Consider the following 13,673-nt stretch of genomic DNA (forward strand, 5'->3'; position numbering starts at 1 on the left):
AGCAGCCGGTCACGCAAGTTCGATGCGCGCTTCAGCGGCTCACATCAACGAGCCATCTTCTCGCCGCCCGCATTCACCAGCGCCTCGATGCGATTGCGGCCGTTGCGTTTGGCCTGATACATCGCGCGATCGGCTTCTTCCATCATCGCGCCGCCTAGCTTGGCCGCCTCGGTCGGCGTGCCGCTGATCGTACGCGCCGCCACACCGATCGACACCGTCAAGGCGATGCGCTCGCCATGATCGTCCTGCAAAGCGAGTCGCTCGACCGCGAGGCGCACACGCTCGGCGACCGTGAGCGCATCGGCGCGGTCGCCCTGTAGCAGCGCCGCGAATTCTTCGCCGCCATAACGCGCCACGGTATCGCCCAGGCGCACCTGTTGCCGCACGCAAGCCGCCACCGCCGCCAACGCGCGGTCGCCGGTCTGATGGCCGTAGGTGTCGTTGATCCGTTTGAAGCTGTCGATATCGATGAACAGACATGCCACCGGCACGCAATAGCGAACGGCGCGCATGATCTCCTCGCGCAGCCGCTCGTCGAAATAGCGGCGATTGGCGAGGCCCGTCAACGAATCGGTCATGCCCAGTTGTTTGAGCCGCTCGCGATGCGCCACGTTGTCGAGACTCGCTGTCACGATGCTCGCGAAGCGCTCCAGAATGTCGGTGGCCATGCCTTGGCCGAAACGCGCCGGGTCGTCGCTGCCGAGACAGAGATAGCCGCTGACGGTGTCGCCCGCGGCAAGCGGCAACAGGATGGCGCTTGCCGGTGCTTCGGTGTCGCCGAAGAACGCGCGTCGCGCCGCGTCATCCATGTCGTGCGGCTTACCGAGCCACGGCCGGCCCTCCTCGCACAGACCTTGTGCGGCAAGACCGCCTTCGCGCGAGGTGCGCAGCTTCGACTGATCGAGTGCGCGCAAGGCGACCGGTTCGAGCAGCTCGCGCAGCATCGGCGCGCGGTCGTCGAGCCAGAGCGTCACGCCCGTCAGCGAAAATTCCCGCGGCAACTGGGTGAACAGCGTGTCGAGAAACGATGCGAAGTCCTGAGCGCCGATCAAACGCAACTCGACGTTCTGGAAGCGCCGCAGCGTGCGCTCGTTGTGCTGCACGGTATCGACGAGCGAGCGAAGGCGCTCGGAAAGCGGCGTTTGGGCGAGGTTCGTCACTATATAGGTGCGGGCCAGAAGGCGAAGCGGGGTTGGCGACCCCCAATCGCTGTAATAACGGCGGATTTCGCGAGGTCTTGAGAGCCCGATCGCGGCGACCACGCTTTTACGCGATCCGCTTTTGCGCCTTCTTAAGTCTGGCTTAATTCTTTGCTGTAACCATGAGGCACAACATCCCCTGTTGAAGCCGCCAGAACATCGGCGGCGCTTTTTCCCCCGGGGTGTCGACGACGCGCCAGAAGATGGGCTGCAGGCCCGCGAAGAAGGAGTCAAACCATGGTTGAAGACACGGTATTCGAGCATCTGCGCACCATGCCCGGCAACGAATGGGTCAGCCAGATTCACTCATGCAAGGTCTCGGACCCGCTGCAGCATCCTTGGGGGCGCTCATACCGGCTCGTCGAATGGACCATGAAGCACACGCCCGAATCGAGCCGCCGGGTGGTGCCCGCCGAGAGTACGCCGCTTGAAATCGCTCAGGCTGTCGTCTCGCACGTGCCGGGTCGGCGTTTTTGTCAGGACGGCAACGAATAACTCGCTTGCGCGCCGATCGCGCGCCGCGCATTCGTCACCATTCGTCACCATTCGTCACGTTAGCCGCGCGTGGCGAGCGATGCGCAGTAGTCCAACGCATCGTCCAGTCGGTCGTTGCCCCAGAACATTTCATCGCCGACAAAGAACGTCGGCGCGCCGAAAATCCCTCGGGCCACGGCTGCCGCGGTCTGTTCACGCAAGCGCAGTTTGTTCGCGTCGCTTTGCGCTTCGGCGATGATCTCCCGCGCCGGCAAATCCAGTTCATCGAGCGCTTCGCTCACCACCTCCATCGAACCGATATCGCGGTCATGCGCGAAGTTCAGTTGCATGATCTTGCGGCAGTAGGCGGCAATCCATTCGCGATCCGCGCCGAGCAGCGCCACGCGCATTGCAAGAAGCGCCGCGCGCGGGAACGTGGTGGGACGCGTCAGGGCGATGCCGTATTTACGGCATTGCCGTTCCATGTCCTTCCACACATATGCGCCCTTCTCCTTCTGCAGCACGAACGGCGAATTGTCGAAACCGAGGTCGCGAAAGACCGGCCCCAGCAAGAAGGGACGCCAGAGAATCCGCACGCCTCGCGCCGCAGCCTCAGCTTCGACGCGCATGACGCTGAGGTAGCTGTAGTTGCTGCCGAAGTCGAACCAGAACTCGATCTCCGGTGCATGCGTAGGCACGCGCGTTGCTGCCTCGTTCATCTTTTCCCCTCCAGTCATACGTAGCCGGACAGCGCCTAGGTCTTGCAAAGCTTAACAGTCGTGCCGCGCGCTTATCCCTATGATGGCCCTTCACACCGCTACGTCAGATGCTCATAACATGAACTATCCCTACGACATTCTCACCGCCGCGTGTCTTTTCATCATCGTGGTGTCCACGTCCATCATGCTCGCGCTGTCCTGAGCTATTCACGCCCTCGCCTGCGACGCCCGTGAACCGGCGAACGCGCTCTACGCGATTCCGTAAAAAGACGGGATATACTGTACATATATACAGTACTTTTTCGTCTGAGCAATGCGCCTTCCACCCTTCGAACCTCCCACGCTCGCCGAGCTGCGCGCCTGGTGGCGCACGCGCGACGAACAGGCCGTCCAGCGGCTCATCCTCGAAATCCAGCGGCAGCGGCTCACGCTGCTGGAACTGCGCAACCTGATCGACTGCGGCGTTCAGCAGGCGCGCGCCGCGGACCGCACGCTGGTCGAGCGCGGCGAACCGTTGATGACGCTGCGCATCAGGATTGCGCAGGAAGTGCTGCGTGTCGGCGACATCGACGATACGCGGCAGATGAGCCGCGCCGAGCAGGAAAGGCTCGCGGTCCGCACGGAAGGTCAGATGGAGTACGCGCGCGAAGGCCGTCTCAGACGCCAGCGCCGCAATATCTAGCGGGAATGCGGCCTCGCTGACGCTGCGGAGAAGCGAGGCCGCGCGGATCGATCAACGCGTTTGCGTGGCCACGCGCAGGCCGAGCGAAATGAACAGCACACCGATGATCTTGTTCTGCCAGCGCGTCAGCCACGTCAGACGCTTGACGAATTTGCCCAGCGGACGAATCGTCAACACGATCAGCGTCGTGTAAAGCGCACTCATGCCGACAAAGATGAGGCCCAGCGTGGTGAACTGCAGAAACGTGGAACCGTGTTCGGGACGAACGAACTGCGGCAGAAACGCGAGGAAAAACAGTGCGGTCTTGGGATTCAGCACTTCGGCGGGAATGGCCTGAAAGAAGGCTTTCGAGGCCGACACCGGGGCGACGGTCGGCATATGCGCGCTCGCCTGCTTCTCGCGCAACGCGCGAATGCCCAGTTAAACGAGGTAGGCCGCGCCGACGAACTTGACCGCGTTGAAGGCCAGCGCCGAGGTCATCAGTAGCGCCGAGAGGCCGACCGAGGCGCCCAGCGTATGAATGAAATCGCCAACCGCAATGCCGAGGCCGGTGAGAATGCCGGCCTTGCGGCCGCCATGCACGGTGCGCGTCAACACCAGCAGCACCGCCGGACCCGGAATCAGAAAGAGCCCGAGTACAACGGCTACGAAAGTCCCTAACGTGGATAGGTCAAGCATGTCGTCTCCTTTGACGCGCTGGTTCCGGCGGACAGCCGCGCGTGTTCAGCGGAAGATTGTAGACGAACGGGCGATTTCCGACTGGCGCGCGCCGTGCGTGCCGTGCATGGCCGTCTCGGAGATTGTCCATTAGCGAGCCGTCGATCCGTTACCATGGCGGGCGTAAGACCGCGCGCGGTCAGCGTTTCCATTCACCGAAGTCTTTGCCTTGCCCACTTACACCCTGCCCGCGCCGTTGAGCGCGGAACTCGAGATTCGCAAGAGCCGATTCATTGCGTACGCGCTACCGGTCGCCGACCGCGACGCCGCGATGGCCGAATTGCGGCGCCTGCGCGACGAGCATCCTGCCGCGACGCATGTCTGCTGGGCGCTGCTGGCAGGCGGCCAGTCCGGCATGTCCGACGACGGCGAGCCCTCCGGCACCGCCGGCCGGCCGATTCTCGAAGTGTTGCGGCATCACGATCTGGACGGCGTGCTGGCCGCCGTCGTGCGCTATTACGGCGGCGTGAAGCTCGGCGCCGGCGGCCTCGTGCGCGCGTACACGGATGCGATCGCTTCGGCGCTGCTGGATGCGCCGCGCGTCGAGCGGATTGCACAGGTTTCGCTGATCGTCGAGGTGAGTTACGCCGACGAGGCGAAAGTGCGCCGATGGATCGATGCCGAAGGCTATGCGCTCGTGGACAGCGCCTACGCGATGCTGGTGAAAATGACGATCCGTTTGCCCATCAACGCGGTCGATGATGCCCAGCGAGCGTTGGTGGATATGACTCAAGGAAAAGCCGGGTTCTTCTGACGGCTTGACGTGTTTCTTCCTTGCGAGAGGCAGAGCGCTCCCTGAATAAGAGATGCGCGAGTCCGGGCCGCTGTTACCATGTCGTTTATTCCCCGGCTTGATTCAATCTAAAAGGGCAACTCCTCTGACCTCGACCGCCGCTTTTTCCAGCACAGCGACTGAGTCGCCGCATCGGAGCGCGTCTCTGCCGCAGTCGCTCAATTCCACGCGTTCACCTTTGACATCGACCGTGCTCAAGGGATGCGGGACGATCGCGCTGCCGTTGATGCTCTCCGCCTGCTCGTGGTCTTGGTTCGGCCTGAATAGCTCGCCGCGCGCGGTAGCGCATCCGACCGGCTGGCTCAGCGTTGCCCCTGCCCGTGACTTCGCCTATATGCCCGCTCGCAGCGGACAAGTGTCGCCGAACCGCATCGAAAACACGGCGATGACGGGCATCGTGCTCAAGGACGATATCAATGAAACCGTGCGCAACGGCATTGTGACCAGTCTACGGATCGCCGGCTTTCATCTCGACGCAGGCGAGCGCGTTCTCAGCGGCAGCATCGAGAAATTCACTGTGGACGACACACGCTCGCCGGCGTTGTGGACGCTGAAAATGCGTTATGTGGTGACCGACGCCGCGACCCAGAAGGTCGTGTTTTCGACCACCAAGACGGTCAAGCAAAAGTCGCCGAAGTTCACCAGTAGCACCATCGCTATTGAAGATACCGTCAAGTTGAGCGTCGACGCTTTGATCGGCGATCCGGGGTTTGTCAAAGCGGTGAATTAAGCGCATCGTCGACATCGGGTCGGCCGGGTTCGCTACAATTTGCAATAGCGTGCCGCGCTCCGTGGCAATTGCGTTTTACCTGCGAGCCGTCATGTCCATCACCGCCTGGCTGTTCTTCCTGCCTGCCTGCTTTGCGATCAATCTCGCGCCTGGGCCTAATAATCTACTGTCGATCAATGTAGCGGCGCGTCACGGTTTCATGACCGCGTTCGTCGGCGGCATGGGGCGCCTGGTCGCATTCGCCGTGATGCTCGTGCTTGCCGCAACCGGTCTTGCGGTTGTGTTGCACGCCTCGGAGTGGTTCTTTCTCGCGATCAAACTGGCCGGCGCGGCTTATCTGATCTGGTTGGCCATTCAGCTCTGGCGGAGCGATGCGCCTACGATCGACACGACGCAGCAGGAAGAGGCGTCGCTTGGGCGGGTCGCGCGAAGGGAGTTTCTCGTGGCCGCCGGCAATCCGAAGGCTATTCTCGTGTTTACCGCGTTCTTGCCGCAGTTTGTTGATATTGCGAAGCCAATGTTGCCGCAGTTTGCGGTGCTCGGGGCGAGCTTTCTCGTGCTGGAGTGGTTTGCTATTGCGTTGTATTCGTGGGCCGGGATGTATCTTGGGAAGTGGCTGGTGCGTGCCAGGGTAAGGCGGTGGTTTAATCGCTGCTGTGGGGGATTTCTGGCGGCGATTGGGGTGGGGTTTTTGATGGTGAGGCGGGGGTGAGGGAGTTGGACATTGAGCACTCGGCGCGGCCAATCACGCCGTTTCGCTCGAGCGCATCGCACAGGACGCAGATGATGCGACAGAACCCAAACGTGCAATGACGCCGCCGTACGTGTGAAGTTGGATCGTATGTCCCACAACAAGGAAGCTGGTTTGAGGCGCACGTGCCGCGACCGCCTCAATACCACCCGCCCCTTAAACGGTTCGTTGCGACAGTTTGTATGTTTGTCGCTTGAACGAACGATACCCGGTCGGTGTCGTCGCAAGGAGAGTGCGGAAGAGTTTGGAAAGGCGTCCGCCGCTGCCGATTCCGCATCGGCGGGCAATCTTGTCGACCGGGAGGCTGGTTTCAACGAGAAGGCGGCAACTCATGTCGAGCCGTATCCTCCGCAAATAAATAGAGCCACGCCAATGTGTTCAACAGGGCTGATTTGTGGCAATACGTGCGACCGCCGTTCGCCGGTATTTTGAACGGTTGAAAAGTTATCCACACGGGCGCCACACACAAGAACACGACGGGATAGCTCACATCAACCTATGACTTTCTGGCGCCACTCTCAACATGCTGTTTTGCGATGTCGCCTGCATGCGTAACTTCTCAAAGAAGTCGCGTTCTGCGCCCACGTAGATTTCCTAGGCTTAAGAGATTCCCCAATCAATTGCGGCATTCGTCCGCTTCCCGCCTTACTTCCCGGTTCAGTACAGTTCCCTTCCCGCGTTCTCGGGCGTCGCGTCATCCATAACCCATCCCTAATGCATTCGTCGACAAACTTTAACTATCTGCAATCGTCCCGCCCCCGTATGCTCGAACAATGACCCGCAAACCGTGCACGGCGAGATACGGCATCGGGCAAGCGACTTTTCATCATCAGAGGAGCGGCATCATGAAGATCTGTGTCTTCGGAGCGGGAGCGATCGGCGGCTTGATGGGTGTGCAACTTGCACGCGCCGGTGCGGATGTGAGTTTCGTCGCGCGCGGTCCGCATCTCGCGGCAATGCGCGAGCACGGCGCGCGTCTGATCATGGACGGCGAGACGTTCAGCGCGCCCGTGCGCTGCACGTCCGATCCGCGCGAGCTCGGCGTGCAGGACTTCGTGATCATTACGCTAAAGGCACATTCGCTGCCCGGCGTGGTCGACGCAATGCAGCCGCTGCTCGGCAAGCACACGGCCATCGTCACGGGCGTCAACGGCATTCCGTACTGGTACTTCTATCAGCACGGCGGCCGATTCGCCGGCACGCGTCTCGCCAGCGTCGACCCGGACGGCAGCCAATGGACGAAGCTCGGGCCCGAACGGGCGATCGGCTGCGTGCTGTACCCCGCCGCCGAAATCGTCGAACCGGGCGTGATCAAACACGTGTATGGCAAGAAATTCCCGATCGGCGAGCCGAGCGGAGAACGCACGCCGCGCATTCAGCAATTGCACGAGATCATGCAGGCGGCAGGTTTCGAGGCGCCGATTCGCGACAATATCCGCGACGAAATCTGGCTGAAACTATGGGGCAACCTGTGCTTCAACCCGATCAGCGCATTGACGCATGCCACGCTCGACGTGCTCACCAGCGACCCCGGCACGCGCGCGGTATCGCGCACGATGATGCTCGAAGCCAAGCGCATTGCGGATCAATTCGGCGTGCACTTTCGCGTCGACGTGGAAAAGCGTATCGATGGCGCGGGCGCGGTCGGCGCGCACAAGACCTCGACGCTGGTCGACCTGGAGAATCGTCGGCCGATGGAGATCGATCCGCTGCTGACGGTCGTGCAGGAAATGGGCCGCCTCGTCGCGGAGCCCACGCCGACTATCGATGTCGTGCTGGCGCTCATCAAACTGCGTGAACGGATGGCATTGCAGGGGGCTTGAGGCTCAAAAGAGAGAGAGCGATCAGAAACTCGCTCTCTCTCGCATACCGTCAAACGCAAACAAGAAAGGATCGAACGCCGCGCGCGTTCGATCCTTTTTTAACGCTACTGATCGATAGCGAGCCACACCGCCTTGGGTTCAGTGAAGTTCTCAATCGCAACGTCGCCGTGTTCGCGGCCAAATCCCGAGTCGCCCGATCCTCCCCACGGCAGGCGCACATCGGTGTAGCCGTATGTGTTGATCCACACGGTCCCCGCCTTCAGATCCCGCGCAACCCGATGCACCCGGCCGATGTCCGCACTCCACACGCCCGCCGCGAGGCTATACAACGTGCCATTGGCAATCCTTATCGCGTCGGCTTCGTCGTTGAAACGAATCACGCTCGCCACTGGCCCGAAGATCTCCTCCTGCGAAATGCGCATTTCATGCTCGACGTTGGCAAACACAGTCGGCTCGACAAAGAAGCCGCGCTCGCCCACCCGCGCGCCGCCGGCTACGAGCGACGCCCCTTCGGCGCGGCCCGTTTCGACATAGCCCAGCACGGTCTTCATCTGCGCCGCGGAGATGAGCGGCCCCATCGACGTTTCGCGCGACGACGGATCGCCGACCTTGATCGACTTCGCACGCGCGGCGAGACGCTCGACCACTTCGTCGTACACGTCGCGATGGGCGAGAATGCGCGAACCCGCCGAACACACCTGGCCGGTATTGAAGAAGATCCCCGACGCCGCGGCGCGCACCGCGTTGTCGAGATTGGCATCCGGGAAAATCAGGTTGGCCGACTTGCCGCCGAGTTCCAGCGTAACGCGTTTGAAATTGCTGGCCGCGCCTTGCAGAATGCCGCGCCCCACGGAGGGCGAGCCCGTGAACGTCACCTTGTCGACGCCGGGATGCGCGACCAGCGCATCGCCGACCACACGTCCCTTGCCGGTGACGATATTCAGCACGCCCGGCGGCACACCCGCTTCGAGTGCGAGTTCGCCGATGCGCAGCGCGGTCAGCGGCGTGATCTCCGCGGGCTTGACGATCAGCGTGCAACCGCACGCGAGCGCCGGCGCGATCTTCCACATGCCGATCATCAGCGGGAAATTCCACGGCACGATCGCGGCGACTACGCCCACGGGTTCACGCAACGTGTAGGTCAATGCATCGGGGCGCACCGGCACGACCTGGCCGTTGATCTTGTCGCACCAGCCTGCGTAGTATTCGAGCGTATCGATCGCGGCCGGGATGTCCTGGCGCATCACCGCCGCGATCGGCTTGCCGGCGTCGAGACTTTCGAGCGCGGCGAGTTCCTCGAGATTCGCGCGCATCAGGCCGGCGAGACGCATCAGAATGCGGGCCCGCTCAGCCGTCCGTATGCCGTTCCATACCTTCAATGCGGCGCGCGCCGCGCGCACGGCGGCATCCACATCGGCCGCGCTGCCTTGCGCAACCAGCGCGATCGGCTCTTCGGTGGCGGGGTTGATATCGACGGAATACTCGCCGGTGCCGGGCGGCAAACGCTTGCCGTCAATCAGCAAATCATGGCGCCTGAGGTCGGTTTCAGTTTCCATCATGAAGCTCCTTGCATGGATGTTGCGTGGGCTGAGTGCTTGCGAGCCGGTTCGGGCAAAAGACGCTAGGGCTCGTGGAGGACGGCGCCGTCGCGCGCAACGGTCGGCTTCGCGTCTATCTGCGAAGCGGACGGCGACACGCCGGTGGCATGTGAAGTCGCGGAGAACTGTGCCCAGGCCGCCGCGGCGTTGGGTCGGAGGGAACGGTTGCGGCGATGCACGAGCAGTGTCGCCAGATTCATCGCGGGCGCGAGCGGCCGGCTGACCAATGATGCGCCTATTGCGGGCCAATGCGTGTCGATGGGCAATATGCCGATGCCGAGCCCCAGTTCGACCATGCGCAGCACCGCCGCGACATGTCCGAGTTCCTGCACCGGCCGTCGTTTAACGCCGTGCGTGTTGAAGGCGAGTTCGAGCGCCGCGCGCACACCCGTGTCGGCGTTCAGCGTGACGAGCGCCCATTCGTGCAACTCGCTCCATGCAACGCTCGCGTGGCGGGCAAGCGGATGGGCAGGTGGCATCACCGCATGGAGCGGCGTCGTGAAAACCAGTTGCGCGTGCAACAGGTCGCCGGCAAGCGGCTCGGCCATCGAGACCACGCCGAAGTCCACCTCGCCTTGTTCCACGCTGGTTAGCACACTGCTTTGCGGCTGATCCCTGACGGACACGGCGAGCTCAGGAAAAGCCGCCGCGCAGTGCGCGAGTCCCTGCGCCACCCAACTCGACGACAACACGGGATTGCTGGCCAATACCACTACGCCAGTGTGCCCGTCGTAAGCGGCCCGCTCTTCCCGCAGCGTCAGTTCGATTTCATCGAGCAGCCGGCCGATCCTTCGCTCGAGGCTCGCGCCCGCATGAGTCAGTTCGACCTGGCGCGTGGTACGGTCGAACAGCTTCAATTCGACGGCTTCTTCGAGTTCACGCACGCAACGGCTCACCGCCGATTGCGTCAGATCGAACTCACGCGCCGCGCGCGTAAAACTCCGCTCACGCGCAACGGCGACAAACACCTTGAGTTGCTGCAACGAAACATTCATAACGTCACTGCCGGGTGTGGGCCATTTATGCTATTCCCCTGTCTGCTCAGGCCAGCGGCTCAACCGCGACGCCTTGCCGTTGCCGGCAACGGCAAGCACACCCTGCGGCTCATCGTGCGATTCGATCCAACGCGAGCGCATCGGTGCGAGTATGAATTTCGCCGAGATGCCCGCGGCGATCGTCACGACGGCGGAAACGATGAAGACGAGGTTCCAGCCGCCCGTCGCCGACAGTACCGAGGCGATCGGCACCAGCAGCGAAGCCGTGCCCTTGGCGGTGTACAACGTGCCTGCGTTGGCCGCGGCATATTTGCTGCCGAAGGTATCGGCACAGATCGCCGGGAAGATCGAGAAGATTTCGCCCCAGAACAGGAAGATCAACGCGGCGAACGTCATGAACGCATACGGGTTGGTGCCGTACTCCATCAAGCCGAGCAGCGCCAGGCCCTCGCCGATGAAGATCACGAACATCGTGTTTTCACGGCCGAGCTTGTCGGAGATAAAGCCGCACAGCGGACGCGTAAAACCGTTACAGACGTTGTCGATGGACAGCGTGGCGGTCAGGAGCGGCAAGGTCATGCCGAAGATCGTCATCGGGATGCGTGCGAGGCCCCAGTCTTTGGCGATCGGACCGATCTGCGCGGTCGCCATCAAGCCGCCCGCGGCCACCGCGACGAACGACACGTAGATCACCCAGAACACTGGCGTCTTGATCATCTGACCCGGCGTGAAGTCGACCTTCGAGACGGCGAACTTCCTCTTCGGTGCGGCTTGCTGGCGCGCGGTCGGCTTCTTCAACAACAGCGCGAGCGCCAGAATGCATCCACCTTGCAGAATGCCGAAGAAGAAGAACGTGTGCTCATAGCCCGAACGCGTGATCATGTTGGCGATCGGAATCACCGTCACCGCAGCGCCCGCGCCGAAGCCCGCAGCCGTGAGACCCGCGGCAAGTCCGCGGCGGTCGGGAAACCATTTCAACGCATTGCCCACGCACGTGCCGTACACGCCACCCGCACCAATCCCGGCGATGACCGCGGAGACGTACAGCATCGGCAAGGTCGTGATATACGAATTCATCACCCAGGCAATGCCCGCGCAAATGGCGCCGCCCGCGACCACGGGTCGGGGTCCGAACCTGTCGACGAGCCAGCCTTCAAGCGGCACGAGCCACGTTTCAGTGAGAATGAAAATAGCGAACGCAAGTTGAATGGACGCTTCGCCCCAGTGATGCCGCGCGTTCATCGGCGTGACGAACAGCGTCCAGGCGTATTGCAGGTTGGCCACCAGGGCCATACACACCATGCCGATGACGAGTTGCCACCAACGGTTCGCCCAAAACGCGCGGGTCGTAGTCTGCTGACTGATATCGTCCATGTGCCTTGTCTCCACTATTTATTTGGTGCAGCCGGCCAACGTCCCGAAGGAAATCCCCTCGGGAGACGCCGTGCTGTATGCGTCCCACCTTATGGTTTTGACCCGAAAAGCCGTGCCCTTCGGGAATATTTGATATTTGCGTCTTTAATTCGCTGCTTTAAAAATAGACCAGCTTAAATCATCGCTTTCTGGGAAGCGCTTTATTCCGATCAATTAATGCTTTTTTACACTGCGAGACACCGGCCGCCTCGTCCAACAGGCCTAAAATCCAAGCGTTAACCCGAGTTTTTCGCCCACTCCGCTGGCGGCAATTCCTCTTTCTTATACAGAGCCATGCTAGGGTCATTGCTGAATTACTAATAATTAAAGTTTGTTATTATGTTGATTCACATTTGCTTATACATCGGTCATGACGATGCGGAATGCGACTCTGCGGCAACTGAAGGTTTTCGAAACGGTGGCGCGCCACCTGAGCTTCTCGCGCGCCGCCGAGGAATTGCACCTCACACAGCCTGCCGTCTCCACCCAGGTCCGGCAACTCGAAGAACACGCCGGGCTGCCGTTGTTCGAACAACTCGGTAAAAAAATCTATCTGACGCCGGCCGGCACCGAAATGCTTCACTACAGCCGCGCGATCATCCAGCAGTTCCACGAAGTCGACGAAGCGATGAGTCAGCTCAAAGGCGTCTCCGGCGGCAAGCTGAATGTCGCGGTGATCAGCGCCGGCGACTACTTCTTTCCGCGGCTGCTCGCTGAATTCACGCGCCGCTACTCGGGCGTCGTGCTCAACCTCGCCGTGCACAATCGCGAGGAACTGCTGCATCAGCTCGCCACCAACCAGACCGACCTCGCGGTGATGGTGCGCCCGCCGCACGAGACCGATGCGACCAATGAGCCGTTCGCGCCGCACCCGTATGTGATCGTGGCGGCGCCCACGCATCCGCTTGCAAACAAGCGCAACATCAAGTTCAGCCAGTTGGCGAGCGAAGCGTTTATCGTGCGGGAGCGCGGCTCGGACACGTGGAATTCGATGGAAGAAGGCTTCGCCGGGCGTCTTGCCAACCTCAAGATCGCTATGGAGATCAAGAGCACCGAGACGATCAAGCAGGCCGTGATCGCGGGCATGGGCATCGCCTTCCTGTCCGCGCATACCATCAGCCTCGAATTGCAGCTCGGCCATCTGGTCGTGCTCGACGTCGAGAGCTTTCCAGTCATGCTCAACTGGTACGTGGTGCATCGCAAGAACAAGCGGCTGCCGCCGGTTGCGGTTGCCTTCAAACGCTTCCTGATGGAAGAAGGCGCGAATCTGATCGAGAAGATCACGCGCGTCAAGGAATTGAGCGTGTATAAGCAGTAGGCTATGGAGACCCAATGAAACTTTAACTATTGCAAATTCGTCAGGACTTCTATGCTGCAAGCGAGTTCCATCACTCGTCAGCCCAGGAGGCCGATCATGAATCACGCTTCGGTTGAGTCCCAGCCCAGCGCGCACACCGCTCGTGTTGCCGCGATCCATCCCGACGACGCCCACCTGAGCGCGTACAACGCCGCCTTCAGCGACCTCGGCCTGCGCTTCCGCTGGGATCGCGCCACGCTCGACGTGCTCCAGGAATTCAACAGCGAGGCGGCTCGAATTACTGCCTACATCGAGCGGTTTCACGCCCATCTGCACCGTGCCTACGACGCCGACTTTCTCGCTCAAATGATTCTGCACAAGAAGGCTCGGTACTTCAGCGAGTTCGCCGCGACGGGCGACTGAGGACGTCGGCGCGATCACGATCCCGCGACGCGTTGTCGTGCCTACCATTCGACGCCTGT

General features: G+C 61.6%; 14 protein-coding genes and 2 pseudogenes. 9 read left to right on the top strand and 7 right to left on the bottom strand.

Features of this window, described 5'->3' with window-relative positions:
* Positions 1–44 precede the first annotated feature (44 nt).
* On the bottom strand, positions 45–1,160 hold the full coding sequence (locus tag P0D73_RS20520; protein ID WP_408432706.1) for a GGDEF domain-containing protein: 1,116 nt from the start codon (positions 1,158–1,160) through the stop codon (positions 45–47).
* Between the two features lie 276 nt (positions 1,161–1,436).
* Here P0D73_RS20520 and P0D73_RS20525 point away from each other — a divergent pair, with 276 nt between their 5' ends.
* Positions 1,437–1,694, top strand: coding sequence for a DUF2866 domain-containing protein (locus P0D73_RS20525; protein WP_132382110.1), 258 nt, complete (start codon positions 1,437–1,439; stop codon positions 1,692–1,694).
* Between the two features lie 59 nt (positions 1,695–1,753).
* Here P0D73_RS20525 and P0D73_RS20530 read toward each other — a convergent pair whose 3' ends face one another.
* Positions 1,754–2,392: a 2-hydroxychromene-2-carboxylate isomerase gene (locus P0D73_RS20530; protein WP_408176949.1), complete on the bottom strand. Its 639-nt coding sequence runs from the start codon at positions 2,390–2,392 to the stop codon at positions 1,754–1,756.
* 79 nt (positions 2,393–2,471) lie between these two features.
* Between P0D73_RS20530 and P0D73_RS20535 the strand changes: the two genes are divergently transcribed.
* Both P0D73_RS20535 and P0D73_RS20540 read left to right on the top strand, forming a co-directional pair.
* Positions 2,472–2,594 carry a hypothetical protein gene (locus P0D73_RS20535; protein WP_279388643.1) on the top strand — a complete coding sequence of 41 codons (123 nt, stop codon included), beginning with the start codon at positions 2,472–2,474 and terminating at the stop codon, positions 2,592–2,594.
* Between the two features lie 111 nt (positions 2,595–2,705).
* On the top strand, positions 2,706–3,074 hold the full coding sequence (locus tag P0D73_RS20540; protein ID WP_132382106.1) for a hypothetical protein: 369 nt from the start codon (positions 2,706–2,708) through the stop codon (positions 3,072–3,074).
* Positions 3,075–3,125: 51 nt separating this feature from the next.
* Here P0D73_RS20540 and P0D73_RS20545 read toward each other — a convergent pair.
* Positions 3,126–3,752 (bottom strand): annotated as a pseudogene (locus P0D73_RS20545) (LysE family translocator).
* Between the two features lie 208 nt (positions 3,753–3,960).
* On the opposite strand from P0D73_RS20545, the gene P0D73_RS20550 reads away from it, so the two are divergent.
* From P0D73_RS20550 to P0D73_RS20560, 3 genes are all read left to right on the top strand, one after another.
* The gene (locus P0D73_RS20550) at positions 3,961–4,545 is read left to right on the top strand and encodes an IMPACT family protein (protein WP_132382102.1); all 585 of its coding nucleotides are present in this window, start codon (positions 3,961–3,963) and stop codon (positions 4,543–4,545) included.
* A gap of 229 nt (positions 4,546–4,774) precedes the next feature.
* Entirely contained in the window at positions 4,775–5,314 is a 540-nt protein-coding gene (locus P0D73_RS20555; RefSeq protein ID WP_132383260.1) for a hypothetical protein, read from the top strand.
* A gap of 91 nt (positions 5,315–5,405) precedes the next feature.
* The gene (locus tag P0D73_RS20560) at positions 5,406–6,026 is read left to right on the top strand and encodes a LysE family translocator (RefSeq protein ID WP_408281915.1); all 621 of its coding nucleotides are present in this window, start codon (positions 5,406–5,408) and stop codon (positions 6,024–6,026) included.
* A gap of 195 nt (positions 6,027–6,221) precedes the next feature.
* Here the strand turns inward: P0D73_RS20560 and P0D73_RS20565 are convergent.
* Positions 6,222–6,428, bottom strand: a pseudogene (locus P0D73_RS20565) (helix-turn-helix domain-containing protein); the annotation flags it as partial.
* Between the two features lie 482 nt (positions 6,429–6,910).
* Here P0D73_RS20565 and P0D73_RS20570 point away from each other — a divergent pair.
* Positions 6,911–7,888 carry a 2-dehydropantoate 2-reductase gene (locus P0D73_RS20570; RefSeq protein ID WP_408176946.1) on the top strand — a complete coding sequence of 326 codons (978 nt, stop codon included), beginning with the start codon at positions 6,911–6,913 and terminating at the stop codon, positions 7,886–7,888.
* 104 nt (positions 7,889–7,992) lie between these two features.
* Here the strand turns inward: P0D73_RS20570 and P0D73_RS20575 are convergent, their stop codons facing one another.
* The 3 genes from P0D73_RS20575 to oxlT form a co-directional block, all read right to left on the bottom strand.
* Positions 7,993–9,444, bottom strand: a complete 1,452-nt coding sequence (locus P0D73_RS20575) for an aldehyde dehydrogenase family protein (RefSeq protein ID WP_408176945.1) — start codon at positions 9,442–9,444, stop codon at positions 7,993–7,995.
* A 65-nt stretch (positions 9,445–9,509) separates the two neighbouring features.
* On the bottom strand, positions 9,510–10,481 hold the full coding sequence (locus P0D73_RS20580) for a LysR family transcriptional regulator (RefSeq protein ID WP_408176944.1): 972 nt from the start codon (positions 10,479–10,481) through the stop codon (positions 9,510–9,512).
* A gap of 30 nt (positions 10,482–10,511) precedes the next feature.
* The gene (gene oxlT, locus P0D73_RS20585) at positions 10,512–11,855 is read right to left on the bottom strand and encodes an oxalate/formate MFS antiporter (protein WP_408176943.1); all 1,344 of its coding nucleotides are present in this window, start codon (positions 11,853–11,855) and stop codon (positions 10,512–10,514) included.
* Positions 11,856–12,264: 409 nt separating this feature from the next.
* On the opposite strand from oxlT, the gene P0D73_RS20590 reads away from it, so the two are divergent.
* Together P0D73_RS20590 and P0D73_RS20595 are read left to right on the top strand one after the other, a co-directional pair.
* Positions 12,265–13,212 carry a LysR family transcriptional regulator gene (locus tag P0D73_RS20590; protein WP_132382092.1) on the top strand — a complete coding sequence of 316 codons (948 nt, stop codon included), beginning with the start codon at positions 12,265–12,267 and terminating at the stop codon, positions 13,210–13,212.
* Between the two features lie 96 nt (positions 13,213–13,308).
* Positions 13,309–13,614: a hypothetical protein gene (locus P0D73_RS20595; RefSeq protein WP_408176941.1), complete on the top strand. Its 306-nt coding sequence runs from the start codon at positions 13,309–13,311 to the stop codon at positions 13,612–13,614.
* Positions 13,615–13,673 lie beyond the last annotated feature (59 nt).

Origin of the sequence: Paraburkholderia sp. RL18-101-BIB-B, from assembly GCF_046026985.1 — a bacterium.
Taxonomy (GTDB): Bacteria; Pseudomonadota; Gammaproteobacteria; order Burkholderiales; family Burkholderiaceae; genus Paraburkholderia.

Excerpts from the sequence above, each read along its gene's own strand:
- P0D73_RS20530 (WP_408176949.1), bottom strand. The coding sequence starts at position 2,392 with ATGAACGAGGCAGCAACGCGCGTGCCTACGCATGCACCGGAGATCGAG.
- P0D73_RS20525 (WP_132382110.1), top strand. The coding sequence starts at position 1,437 with ATGGTTGAAGACACGGTATTCGAGCATCTGCGCACCATGCCCGGCAAC.
- P0D73_RS20540 (WP_132382106.1), top strand. The coding sequence starts at position 2,706 with ATGCGCCTTCCACCCTTCGAACCTCCCACGCTCGCCGAGCTGCGCGCC.
- P0D73_RS20590 (WP_132382092.1), top strand. The coding sequence starts at position 12,265 with ATGACGATGCGGAATGCGACTCTGCGGCAACTGAAGGTTTTCGAAACG.
- P0D73_RS20535 (WP_279388643.1), top strand. The coding sequence starts at position 2,472 with ATGATGGCCCTTCACACCGCTACGTCAGATGCTCATAACATGAACTAT.
- P0D73_RS20580 (WP_408176944.1), bottom strand. The coding sequence starts at position 10,481 with ATGAATGTTTCGTTGCAGCAACTCAAGGTGTTTGTCGCCGTTGCGCGT.
- oxlT (WP_408176943.1), bottom strand. The coding sequence starts at position 11,855 with ATGGACGATATCAGTCAGCAGACTACGACCCGCGCGTTTTGGGCGAAC.
- P0D73_RS20560 (WP_408281915.1), top strand. The coding sequence starts at position 5,406 with ATGTCCATCACCGCCTGGCTGTTCTTCCTGCCTGCCTGCTTTGCGATC.
- P0D73_RS20570 (WP_408176946.1), top strand. The coding sequence starts at position 6,911 with ATGAAGATCTGTGTCTTCGGAGCGGGAGCGATCGGCGGCTTGATGGGT.
- P0D73_RS20575 (WP_408176945.1), bottom strand. The coding sequence starts at position 9,444 with ATGGAAACTGAAACCGACCTCAGGCGCCATGATTTGCTGATTGACGGC.
- P0D73_RS20595 (WP_408176941.1), top strand. The coding sequence starts at position 13,309 with ATGAATCACGCTTCGGTTGAGTCCCAGCCCAGCGCGCACACCGCTCGT.